Here is a 545-nt window from a genome sequence, read left to right as displayed (position 1 = left end):
GTGCGCAGTGGTAGCATTGCTGCCTCCGGCTCTAATTTTAAATATGAGCAAGACTTTTATACCCGATGGGGTATGATATACCATACATTAACATAAATTATACCCGATAAGGTATAAAAAATCATTCAGATAAATTGTTCACAACGTGATGCAGCTATGGGCAGTTTGTCCAGTTTATTAACTAAAAAACTGGACAAAAAAATGAATGAAGAAGCAATTACCGCTAACGGTTCTGGGTATGGCAATGTAAATTAAACGGAATTGAAATGAGAAGATTTGATACAAAAGAAGAACTTGTAGAATGGATTGAAACGATGCATCTGCAAAATACAAATGGAAGAGAAACTAAAAAAGAAATGTTTAGACTTGGAATAGAGGCAGCAATAGAAGAACTGACCGAGTTTAATTTATTTTCTATACCCTTTGTTGTAGGGCGAAGCGAACAGTTAAAGGCTTTTCTCGCTTGGCTTGAAAAAGAAGGCGGAAGTCCTTTTATTGATAAAGATGCTTTGATAGATGACTGGCTTAAAAGCCTTTAATTGCCT

1 protein-coding gene is annotated in these 545 nt (G+C 35.8%); it reads left to right on the top strand.

The genetic code is table 11. The annotated features are described in order from the left end of the window. The first annotated feature begins 266 nt into the window (after positions 1–266). Positions 267–539 carry a hypothetical protein gene (locus RI561_RS13805; RefSeq protein WP_395080828.1) on the top strand — a complete coding sequence of 91 codons (273 nt, stop codon included), beginning with the start codon at positions 267–269 and terminating at the stop codon, positions 537–539. The last annotated feature ends 6 nt before the right edge of the window (positions 540–545 follow it).

The organism is Gracilimonas sp., from assembly GCF_031581265.1.
GTDB lineage: Bacteria > Bacteroidota > Rhodothermia > Balneolales > Balneolaceae > Gracilimonas.
This window is presented reverse-complemented; position numbering and strand designations above follow the sequence as displayed.

Excerpts from the sequence above, each read along its gene's own strand:
- RI561_RS13805 (WP_395080828.1), top strand. The coding sequence starts at position 267 with ATGAGAAGATTTGATACAAAAGAAGAACTTGTAGAATGGATTGAAACG.